Genomic DNA, 11,278 nt, shown 5'->3' with positions numbered 1-11,278 from the left:
CTTCTAAATCTGTCGGATACATAATTATTTCAAGTGTGGAAACTTAAAAATAATCATTTCCGAAGAAAGAAGAAACACTCTTTCTATATTAAACTTTAAAATTTAAACAGGCTCTAAGTCTGAGCTTTTTCCCAGGAATATTCTCTAAGAATTTCCACAATGTTAAGGTAGAAAATACTAAGAAAGCCAGTTCAAATTTGACTCTTGAAGTTTTCCACTCAGTCACTTTTGAGAATCTTTTTCTGTTTCTGTAGCCTTTTGTTACGTATCCCGGTACGCTCCTCACGGCAACAGAAACAGATCCTCAAAAATAGTTCGCAAAATCAGGAACAGAAAAGTTCAGACAAGCTCTTCTCTATGCCGGAAAAACTGACTATTTCATGTCGTTCTCAAAAATAGTCAGTTCGTCCATACTCTTCGGATCGGTCCAATAGCGGAAATACTCAATTTGGAATTCTCCGCCCTGGTCCTGTTCACCGGGCAAGCCCCACCACGTGGGAAACGCTTCGCTATCAAAATTAATCGTTTCGGGCGAATGCCAATAGTCGTTTTTCCGCCGCCGGATTTCCTTACCGTCCACATACCACACCAGTTCGTCGCGCGTCCACTTAAACCCCGCCACAATAGTACGGTCGGGCCAAGGCACATCGCTCATGTGCGTCACGTGGTCACTGATTTGCACGTTTTGCGGCTTGAGGATATAATGCGATGTGGCGAAATAAGTGCGCGGATAGGTAGAATCGGTTTCGTGACGGCCGCAAATTTCGAAAATATCTATCTCCTCCTGCTTGAGCGAGTCACTGATGTAGAGCCAGAAAGCACTTGAAAGCGCCGACCGCATCGGCCTGCAACGAATCTCAAAGAAGCCATACAGCACCTTGTGCGTACTCTGCACGGCAGCCGTGGTAAAAGTATGGTATCCTTCGGGAGCATCTTTCACCTCTTCGCGGCGGCCCGTCAGAATCAGCATGCCGTCTTCCACACGGACATTTTCCGGACGGAAGAGCGACGGCTGGCGACCTATCCAACTGGGGTTATGGTCAAACCATTTGGCCGTATCGAGCGACGTGCCTTCGAACTCGTCGCTGATGGCTTCGTTATACACCCACCGTTCGGTTCCTTCCGGTGCTACCGGCATCGGACGTTCCGGTTCTGCCTGCTGTGAACAAGCTACTGAGGTAGCTGCCAACAGGCCCACTAAACCCAAGCTGCATAGGGCATGGGATTGTTTTCTCAATAAAGACTGTTTTTTCATAAGTAACTTTATCCTATTTAGAGTTTGTAGAGTCTGTTTTCCGGTTTGCGAGGGTGCATCGTAATGACAAACGGCTATGATGCTGTCCTCCATTTTTGATTCCCCTTCTGCCGCAGTTCCATTCTTATTTCCTGCAAAAATAGGTAATTATACTCGAAAAGGCAAAAATAATGGAGTCACAGAGTTATTCCCCTCTCTTTTGTATGCGGCGAAGCCGCGAACTCTGTGGTCTCCTCCGTCATTTTTCCGACAGACAGTCACAAAACTTTGTGTCTCTGTGTTTGATATAAAAAAACAAGCTCTAAGTTTTTTACCGGGATATACCCCCTTTTATACCCCGGTCTATTACCATTCGTCATAAGCCGCACATACACAACACATTCCCTGTCCAAACAGAGCGAAAACGCAGCCCAATCCCCTCTTATCATACACCGCCCAAAACTCCCCGGAAACACACAAACAATGGAAAAGAAACATTTTTCATGGGATAATTAAGCATAAACCGCTATCTTTGCACTGGTCAAGACAAAAAATTACTTATGACCTAAATACAACCCATTAATTAAATCATTTGCTAATATGAATGACAGTAAACTCATGACCCGTGCAGCAGACAACATCCGCATACTTGCTGCTTCCATGGTCGAAAAGGCCAAATCCGGTCATCCCGGCGGTGCAATGGGAGGTGCCGACTTCATCAACGTACTTTTCTCTGAATTCCTGGTGTACGACCCGGAGAACCCTACCTGGGAAGGCCGCGACCGCTTTTTCCTCGACCCGGGACACATGTCACCTATGTTCTATGCAGCATTGGCACTGACCGGCAAATTCACCTTGGAAGAGTTGAAACAATTCCGCCAATGGGGAAGCCCTACTCCGGGACATCCCGAACGCGATGTGATGCACGGCATTGAGAATACATCCGGTCCACTGGGCCAGGGTCATACGTTTGCCGTAGGCGCAGCCATTGCGGCAAAATTCCTGAAAGCCCGCTTCCCGGAAGTAATGCCGCAAACTATCTATGCATATATCTCGGACGGTGGCATACAAGAAGAAATATCACAGGGAGCTGGACGTATCGCCGGCACGCTGGGACTGGACAACCTCATCATGTTTTATGATGCCAACGACATCCAGTTATCAACCGAAACCAAGGTCGTTACCACCGAAGATACGGCGCTGAAGTACGAAGCATGGGGATGGAAAGTCATTACTATTGACGGAAATGATCCGGATGCCATACGCAATGCATTGAATGAGGCTAAAGCGGAAACAGAGCGTCCGACACTTATCATAGGGCATACAGTAATGGGTAAGGGTGCCCGCAGAGCCGACGGAAGCAGCTATGAATATGATTGCGCCACACACGGTGCGCCCTTGGGTGGTGATGCTTATATCAACACCATCAAAAACTTAGGAGGAGATCCGGAAAATCCATTCGTTATTTTCCCCGAAGTAGCCGAACTGTATGCGAAGCGCAACGCCGAACTGAAAGAAATCACAGCCCGACAGCATGCCATCAAGGCTGAATGGGCCAAAGCCAATCCGGAGAAGGCTGCCAAACTGGAACAGTTCTTCTCTGGCAAACTGCCTTCCATCAACTGGGACGACATCCAGCAGAAACCCGACACGGCCACCCGTGTCGCCTCAGCCAATATCTTGGGCTTATTGGCCACGAAGGTGGAAAATATGATTGTGGCTTCTGCCGACCTGTCTAATTCGGACAAAACGGACGGCTTCCTGAAAAAGACACATGCCTTTGCCAAAGGAGACTTCACCGGCGCTTTCCTGCAAGCTGGTGTAGCCGAACTGACCATGGCCTGCTGCTGCATCGGCATGGCTCTGCATGGAGGTATCATCCCGGCTTGCGGCACATTCTTTGTCTTCTCTGATTACATGAAACCTGCCATCCGAATGGCTGCCCTCATGGAGGTGCCTGTCAAATTCATCTGGACACACGATGCTTTCCGCGTAGGCGAAGACGGACCTACCCACGAGCCCGTAGAACAGGAAGCACAAATCCGCCTGATGGAAAAGTTGCAGAATCACAAAGGACAGAACTCCATGCTGGTTCTCCGCCCGGCCGATGCCGAAGAAACGACCATAGCCTGGCGCTTGGCCATGGAAAATATGTCTACGCCCACCGGCCTTATTTTCTCCCGACAGAATGTCAACAATCTGCCCGAAGGCAACGACTATGGGCAAGCCGTTCACGGTGCCTACGTTGTAGCCGGTTCTGACGAGCATCCGGATGTTATCCTGCTGGCTTCCGGTTCAGAAGTGTCTACCCTGGTTGCCGGTGCTGAACTGTTGCGCAAAGACGGTGTCAAGGTGCGCATCGTATCCGTACCGTCCGAAGGACTTTTCCGCACCCAAACGCCCGAATACCAGGAAAGTATTCTGCCGCACGATGCCAAGATTTTCGGTTTGACGGCAGGTTTGCCCGTCACCTTGGAAGGTCTGGTAGGCAAGCAAGGCAAAGTATGGGGTCTTCCCTCATTCGGATTCTCTGCTCCCTACAAAGTTTTGGACGAGAAACTGGGATTTACCGCAGAGAATGTCTACAAACAAGTGAAAGAAATGCTGTAATATATCACCCCTGCAAGTTACAAATACCGGTCCATAGCCGGACTATTTGTAACTTGCCGTTTATAACAATAAATCCATTCATGCAATGAAAACCATTGGAATTTGCTCCGATCACGCAGGCTTCCCCTTGAAACAACATGTCAAACAGTGGCTGGAAGAAAAAGGATGGCCCTATAAGGATTTCGGGACCTACACAGAAGAAAGTTGTGACTATCCGGATTATGCCCACCCCATGGCTGAAGCCATCGAGGCAGGCGAATGCCATTCCGGCATTGCCATCTGCGGAAGCGGACAAGGCATCAGCATGACATTAAATAAACACCAGGGCATACGCGCCGCTTTGTGTTGGGAACCCGAACTGGCTGCACTATCACGCCAGCATAATGACGCGAATGTATTGTGCATGCCGGGCCGTTTCATCAGCCACGAAAAGGCAGACGACATCATGGAGGCTTTTTTCTCCACGCAATTTGAAGGTGGCAGGCATCTGAGAAGGGTACAAAAGATACCTGTCGGGAAATAAGAGCCGGTCTACGCATTTGGTTCAGTCTGATTTTGATTTCTTTAAGAGGAAAATCCAAACTGGCTCTAAAGTCTATGCAGCACTATATTTTCTATAACGACCGGCTTCTGCTGAAAAAAGAGAGCGGAAACCGGTGCCACGTGCCAGTCGAAGAGGAATTGCCCCAAGAACTGGACATGGGACGCTACCCTTCTCAGAAAGTAATGTTGCCCGATGGCAATGCCGTGCGGGCTGTTGCCATCGACCACCCGATAGAAGAAAACGAGACTTGGATCATGCCGGGACTGCGGGCTTCTTTCGACTATCTGCCGCATCGCGAATACAAAGCCGGCGGCAAAGCTTACCAAATACTCTATTGGGACAAGCACAGTCGTTTCTGTCCGGTATGCGGCACTGCCACCGAGCAGAAAACGCTCATTATGAAACGCTGTCCTTCTTGCGGATATGAAATTTATCCGCCCATCTCTACAGCCATTATCGTGCTTGTCCGCAAGGGGGAAGACGAAGTGTTGCTGGTACATGCCCGCAACTTCCGGGGCACTTTCTATGGGCTTGTAGCCGGTTTCCTGGAACCGGGAGAGACATTAGAACAGTGCGTAGAGCGCGAAGTGCGTGAAGAAACCGGTCTCAGCATCCGGAACATCACTTACTTTGACAGCCAGCCTTGGCCATACCCCAGCGGACTGATGGTGGGCTTCTTTGCCGATTATGCAGATGGAACCATCAAACTTCAGGACGATGAACTGAGTGCAGGGGCTTTTTACCACCGGGATCATCTGCCCGAACTGCCGCAGAAGTTAAGCATTGCGCGCCGACTGATAGACAGGTGGCTGGCCAATAAGAGTCAACGTCCATAAACATAATAAGGATAAGGGGATTGCCCAAGAAGTCGGTGAGGTATGAAAAAAGTCCTTCTTCCGGGTAAATCTCCCTTGTCTGGACGATTTTCCCTTACCTGCTTTCTCACGTTATACCACCGCCACACGGCATTACTTTCTCTGTCCACATCCCAAAATACAAGCCGACAGCACGCACCCACCGAATCAATAAGATTCATCCCTATGCCTGCTGTCGGCTTGTATTGTCAGTAAACGGGAAAGGCTATTGCATCCTGACGTTTCACCGGATACGTTCCGATACTGTTGTCCTTTCCACTTACGGCTCTTCGATCAGTACGGTGCCTCCTGCCGAATGTGAAGCATATTCCGGTGCATACGCACATTGCATCGTAGCAATACCGGTTTCGTAGCTACCACTGCGAGCCACCCTGTCCCGATGTTCCAACACATAAACGCCTTTGCCTATGCTATCGAAGAAGAAGTCGGTAGAAGCATCGTTCACGTCTTCATAATAACCGATATTTCCCCACCGGTAGCCGGACAGGGCATTGACCGGTTCGAAGCAGGCAGCCCGGCTGTCTTTCAAGTGAACAAAGTCCATGGCTCGGTCCAAGCGAATGGTGATGCGGGATACCACCACATCGCCCACAGACAAGCGGACGTCACCGGTCAGAGGAACCAGCGATTTGCTACCGTCGGCACTCACACGCTCCAGGTAGAGTTGCTTGTCTACAGACAACTCACCACCGTGCTGCTTCAGGTCGGCCATCGGTGAAAGATACTGGGCATAAACGGCTCCCCAGGCAAAGCCGGCATCGCGCTTCTCTACCGTAACCGTCTTGGCCTTCACGGCAGAAGAGCCTTCGGTATAAGTCCGGCGCACATAACTCAATCCGGCAACCGATGAAGCGTCTGCCTGCGTTTCCAGCGTTTCCTTGCCTATTTCGATACGCACATCACCGCGGTTCTCCAGCCAGTTGCTACCGGTGCAAAGCAAGGCATAAATCGCATTAACCGCCGAAACCGGTGTATCCCACGATGTCGTTTTCTTCTGCTGCAACAGCCAGAGTTTCATTTCTTCCAGCAACGCATCGTTGCCTCCCTGCAGGCGCAGAGCCTCCATAGCTGCTACGTGGGTCGGTATGGGCATCATGCCCCAGCGATAAGGCGAATCAAGGAAAGCGAAATGAGCGCCCAGTTCGTCTTCCTGAATCAGGTGTTCGCGCAAAGAAGCGGCAAATTCCTCAGCCTGCTGTTTTTTACCCAATTTCTGCAGAATGACGAGTGCTTCCGACTTACGCATCACACTGCCCGTAGCCAGTTCATTGGGCACTTTCGACAGATAATAACGGTAAGCCTCGCGGTTGGCAGCCGGTATCTCTTCGCCGGACAAAGCAAGACAATACAAGTAGTCCAGAACAAAGTCTGAAAGATGCCCTATTTCCACCTGCGGTTTCTGCTGCAACCAACGCTGATAATCCCGCCGTATCTCACGATGCAGGAAATCGAAAGCCTTGCTACGCATGAGTGCCGCCTCATCGGTCAGTGCTTCACCCGTCAGCAAAGGCAGGCGGACCAGCAGATTCAGGACATAACCGGTGACATACCGGTTGCCCGGCATACCGGGATACCAACTCCAGGCACCGTCGCCGTCCTGCAACTCCTGCAGTCTGTTCAGCGAAGAAGATAAGCGGAGCGACAATGTATTGAGGTCGAACAGAGTAGCCAGACGGGCCATCTGCTCGCTTTCATCCTGAGCTTCCGTCAGCCAGGGCGTCTCAGAAAGCAACATATTCTTCAAATCCGGATTCTGCTCTAAGCGGGAAAGCAACGTTTCCTTTGTGCCTCCCTGTGCTTTCCAGGCTTCAAACACCGACCGTATGCGCGGCTGCGAAGCAGCAATATAAGCGGCCAGGCTATTGGCAAACCATACCGTAGCACGCGAAATGGCATCTTCCGATACCGGTTCGTTCAAGACAGGCAATGCCTGTATGGCCAGCCAGGCAGGATTTCCGGTAAACTCTACTGTCAGTTTCCGGTCGGTAGCTGTGCGGCTGTGACGGTTGAAGAGACTGTCGAGCGAGAATGTGCGTGTTTCTTCTCCCCGAACAGGCAAAGCCAGCGTCTCGGTGACATGCGTCTTATTGCTCAGCACCGGCAGCACATGCTGCTCACCATCGCTAAACTCCCCTCCATCTGCCACGATGCGTACTCCCAGCAAATCGTAACGGTCGCTCACCTCGAAAGCAAAATCGACAGCCTCCGTACGTCCGGCTTCCACCGTAAAGCGGTCTTTCAGCGTAGTAATAACCTTATCCGTCAACGGGTCGAAAAGCGTCAATGTAGCTGTTCCTTTCACTTTCTCTGCTGTCAGATTGGTAATGCTGGCAGCAATATGTGTCTTGTCACCTACCCGCACAAATCGTGGCAGATTAGGCATCAACATAAACTCCTTGCTGGTAGTAGCGGTTCCTTCCAGCACTCCGGTCAGCATATCCCGGGTATGCGAATAACCACGGAAATTCCAGCGTGTCAGACTTTCGGGTGCAGTAAACGAAAACACCAACTCGCCCTGTTCGTTGGTTCGCAACTGCGGATAGAAGAAAGCTGTTTCGGCAAAGTTGGTACGTAGATTCTCCAACGGCTGCAGAGTTCCGGCATCCAAAGCCGTACCAGCTTCTTCTGTCACTTCCATCTCGGAGAGTTGCGTCACCTCCACCATCTCTTCCTGAACCATATCAGCCTGTGGAGCGACAGCTCCCGTCATCACCCGTTTGGCATTGTATCCTCTGGAAACGCCCGAATGATTGGACACTCCCTTCACATCGGCGATACTGACTATTACGTTGTCACCGCCATACAGTCTGGGATAGCAAACATAAAAATGGTCGAAGAGCCAACCTGTCACTTGAGCAGACTTAACCGGGAAATACGGTGTAACCGCAGTCCGCCCCGACGAAGCAGCCTGCCAATTATAATAAGGTATATAGCGGTTGAAGTAAACAGCCAGTCCCTGATGGCGACTGTAAATCTGCTCCAGCGAAGCATCATACATGGTGGCCAATACCTCGGCTGCGGCAGGCAATCCCTGCGGGTTCTTCACTACCAGCCGCCATTCCTCCTGCTGCCCCGGACGCAAACAGTCGCGGAATACCTCCCACTTCATGGAAAGTTTTCTTTCCGGTTCCCGCTTCGTCAGACTTACCCGACGGGTATACAGTTGGCCATTCTTTACAAAAGAGAAAGTGATGTCCACACCCTTGCCATAAACTTCCTTATAGGGATATGTCAGGCTGGTAAGCGTATCGTTCAGTTGCAGTACGCTCTGTTCAATGCGTCCCTGCTCATTGTATATATCTACCAAGACGTAGGCATCGTTATGAGACGTTCCGTAATATAACACAGCAGGCTGCTCTTCGTCAAACGCCGTCTGCTCCTCATATATAAAATCGTTCATAAATACCGGCAGATGCCTGTCCCGTTTGGAGAAGAGGAGAAAACGTTCGGCATTCACTTCCCGGTTGTCTACCTCCTTGCCATCAGTAGCCTTGACGGAAAGCACGACCTGGTAATAGCCCGATGGCAAACGGGAGCTATCCATCACCACCCGTTTTCCCGAAGTGAACGTACCCTGCAGCATTGGTGCATCAGCCGTCCGGCCGGTCTTTATATCCACGACAGGATACAGGCGATAGGTTCCCTCCATCTCCAACAGCTGTCCGTCGGCATTCTCCACCCGGAAAGTCGCGGCCAAGGTATCTTCCTTGCATACCTGCCCTTCCAAATCAGAGTAGAACGAATAAGCCCAGCGCCAAGCGTTCAGTATCCGGTCTTCGGTCTGCGTCTCACCATTCTCGCCTGTCACGGTAGCCTGTACACGGAAGTAAGCATGATTGGCAGTCTGCATCCACGAAGCTTTCTCCAAGAAAACGGGGATGGAAAAACGTCCTTCCTCATCCAACTGCACCGTATCGGCAGCCAGCGCCTTGTCCTCCCCCCGCCAGATACCGGAATGCCGGGTTACGGTATAAGCCAGAGGCAACATCTGCAAGGCGGCACCATTATAGGCCTCCACTTTGCCTGTCAGTTTCACTGTATCTCCCCAGGCGTATGCTTCTTTCACAGGATCGAAAGTGATGGTAAAGGTGGGACGCTTGTATTCTTCCACACGCACCGTGCTGGTGGCCAAATTGCCTACCCGCAATTGGAAATTGCCATTCAGACAACTGGTCGGCAACATGAATTCCGTCGAGAAAGAGCCGAAATCGTTGGTCCGCACTTCCTGCTTGGACACTTCCTTACCATTGACATCCAAAAGTGAAACAGTATAAGTCCTGCCTTCCAGCACACGGGCCGACTCCTTACCCTTCTCGTAAGCGATGCCTTTCACATAAATTGTCTGCCCCGGACGATAAAGCGAACGGTCGGTCAGCAGCGAAAGACATTCGGAAGATTCCTCCACACTGCGTCCATAGCTATTGTTATATACACGCTGAGGAGCCAAGAAAACGTCAGCATCCTTGCGGGCAACATAACTCAGAATTTTCTTATTCCACGTCAGGACAGCCCTGCCGTCGGCATCGGTAATGACTTCTGTCACCTTCTGATCCTGGCTGAGATTATAAGAAGCTGCATAGAAAGCCACCGTCACTCCAGGTACAGGATGTCCTGTTTTCCGGTCGAGAGCCAACACCTCCATGCGGTTATCGGGCAATGAAAGAGTCAGCACCATCAACCGCGACGAAACAATATATGTCCGGTCTCTTCCCTCGGTCCGTTTGTCATCAGGCACGACCTGCACCACATAGAGCGACAACTCATCAGGCACCGGCAGGCGGAATGTCGTATCATTCTGTGAGTACTGCCAATCTTCGGCAGGAACGCCCTCCAGGGGAAGCACCTGCAAATCATAATGATGCGAAGCCACACGGCGTGCATGCTTCTGCAAGAACTTCTGATTAAAGCCTTCGCTCGGGAGGTCAAAGCTCGTAAGGTCCGTCTTATATAAGTGCAGCGTAAATCCTTTCAGGTTACGGTAATCTACCCGCAAGTCCAGCGAATCACCCGGATAGGCAATCTGGCCGGAAGATACGCTCAGGTAAGGTTGCAGAATGTCTTCCCGCAGATTACGCAACGCATTGGTCCGCTTATAAGAAGCATAGCGGCGAATGCCTTCCTCACACACCTGCAAGGCTTGTGCCACCCTTCTCGGATGACCCGTATAAAGCCAATGAGCCTTGGCCAGATAAACATCGGCACAAACCGGGCGGCTGCCATAACGGGCTATCAAGTCATCCAATGCATCCAGATAAGCCTCGCCCGTCTTACCTTCCGGTGCGTTGTAGAGGAAACGTTCCCGGTCATTCTGCCAATAATCCAGCGTACTGAGCACCAGGGCATCTTTCCGTCCGGGACGGTTTTTGTAAGCCTCTATCTGGTTCTTATAAATGCCATCTATACGTTCTTTTGCCAACGAATCTGCCCAGGTTTCCACCGTTCGATAGGTATCCACAGCCCTACTGACCAACAGATGATACAAATCGTGCCCGTAGAAGCGGCTTCCTTCTTCCAACTCCACAAAAGGAACATACTGTTCTGCCGACACCGCCAACAGGGCCGCCGAATCGCGCAAAGCCTCCGTGCAGCAGGCATCTATCCTGTCTACCAACTGCCGGGCTGTCCACAAGCGAATATCTTCGCCAGACATTTCTCCCTCCACCTCCGTACGATTACTCAAGGCCGAACGGTTGCGCTGCACAAAGTCGGCATAATCTCCGGCAAGCAACGAATACAGAATGGCGCGGTTCACCGCATCCTTCTCGCTCCTTGCCCATTGCTCCAATTGCGGCAAACGCGTGTAGAGACTGTCTGGTGTCAGCCTTTCCTGGTAAGTTTCCCGACAGACGTATGCTTTCAACATCTGTCCGGCATTGTGCTCCTGCAGACCTTTCTCATAAATCTGGTCCGTCAGCTGGATAACAGTCTGCGGCAAACCCTTCTTACCGGCCTGCTCCACCTGTTTCCATAACTTGTCATACGACTGTGCCCAAATCAGATTCATACTTGTTACCC

General features: G+C 51.0%; 5 protein-coding genes. 3 read left to right on the top strand and 2 right to left on the bottom strand.

Going from position 1 to position 11,278, the window contains the following annotated elements; all coding sequences use genetic code 11:
- Positions 1 to 373: 373 nt before the first annotated feature.
- Entirely contained in the window at positions 374 to 1,237 is an 864-nt protein-coding gene (locus B5F34_RS14985) for a family 16 glycosylhydrolase (RefSeq protein WP_204245620.1), read from the bottom strand.
- A 597-nt stretch (positions 1,238 to 1,834) separates the two neighbouring features.
- Between B5F34_RS14985 and B5F34_RS14980 the strand changes: the two genes are divergently transcribed.
- From B5F34_RS14980 to nudC, 3 genes are all read left to right on the top strand, one after another.
- Positions 1,835 to 3,844: a transketolase gene (locus tag B5F34_RS14980; RefSeq protein ID WP_087340572.1), complete on the top strand. Its 2,010-nt coding sequence runs from the start codon at positions 1,835 to 1,837 to the stop codon at positions 3,842 to 3,844.
- Between the two features lie 85 nt (positions 3,845 to 3,929).
- Positions 3,930 to 4,367: a ribose 5-phosphate isomerase B gene (gene rpiB, locus B5F34_RS14975; RefSeq protein ID WP_087340570.1), complete on the top strand. Its 438-nt coding sequence runs from the start codon at positions 3,930 to 3,932 to the stop codon at positions 4,365 to 4,367.
- Between the two features lie 74 nt (positions 4,368 to 4,441).
- Entirely contained in the window at positions 4,442 to 5,224 is a 783-nt protein-coding gene (gene nudC / locus B5F34_RS14970; protein ID WP_087340568.1) for an NAD(+) diphosphatase, read from the top strand.
- 298 nt (positions 5,225 to 5,522) lie between these two features.
- Here the strand turns inward: nudC and B5F34_RS14965 are convergent, their stop codons facing one another.
- Positions 5,523 to 11,267, bottom strand: a complete 5,745-nt coding sequence (locus B5F34_RS14965; protein WP_239448997.1) for an alpha-2-macroglobulin family protein — start codon at positions 11,265 to 11,267, stop codon at positions 5,523 to 5,525.
- Positions 11,268 to 11,278: the final 11 nt, after the last annotated feature.

The organism is Mediterranea sp. An20, assembly GCF_002160055.1.
GTDB lineage: Bacteria > Bacteroidota > Bacteroidia > Bacteroidales > Bacteroidaceae > Bacteroides > Bacteroides avicola.
The sequence above is the reverse complement of the archived record's forward strand: the minus strand, read 5'-3'. Positions and strand labels throughout refer to the sequence as shown.

Coding starts and splice junctions, on each gene's coding strand:
- B5F34_RS14980 (WP_087340572.1), top strand. CDS start 1,835: ATGAATGACAGTAAACTCATGACCCGTGCAGCAGACAACATCCGCATA.
- nudC (WP_087340568.1), top strand. CDS start 4,442: ATGCAGCACTATATTTTCTATAACGACCGGCTTCTGCTGAAAAAAGAG.
- B5F34_RS14965 (WP_239448997.1), bottom strand. CDS start 11,267: ATGAATCTGATTTGGGCACAGTCGTATGACAAGTTATGGAAACAGGTG.
- rpiB (WP_087340570.1), top strand. CDS start 3,930: ATGAAAACCATTGGAATTTGCTCCGATCACGCAGGCTTCCCCTTGAAA.